The sequence below is a fragment of the Microbacterium sp. ZXX196 genome (genome assembly GCF_009709595.1).
Lineage (GTDB): Bacteria > Actinomycetota > Actinomycetes > Actinomycetales > Microbacteriaceae > Microbacterium > Microbacterium excoecariae.
On the sequence record NZ_WMEE01000478.1, the window covers coordinates 1 to 241 of the forward strand.

A 241-nucleotide genomic window follows, 5' to 3' on the forward strand; every position below is an offset into this window, starting at 1 on the left:
TTTGCAGGTTCAAGTGACCCAGTCGATGTCCGAACGTTTCCATGCCTTTTGGCAAAGCATCCTAGTTTTCAGCGGTATGTTGTTTTTAGTCTGGTGTGTTCAGTGGTTGTTGATGCATTTCGCTATTCGACGTAAATTTCGGGTGATACACCAAGTTTCAGAGCAGATTTCAAATAAATCAGTTAATGATTTAGCACCTATTTCTATGCCAGAACCTGAGCTGATTGAGTTGCAACCGATG

At 41.9% G+C, this 241-nt stretch carries 1 protein-coding gene; it reads left to right on the plus strand.

The window, feature by feature from the left end:
• Positions 1-13: 13 nt before the first annotated feature.
• Positions 14-241, plus strand: a 228-nt coding sequence (locus tag GJQ66_RS15045) for a hypothetical protein (RefSeq protein ID WP_230379688.1), incomplete at its 3' end; no start/stop codon positions are given.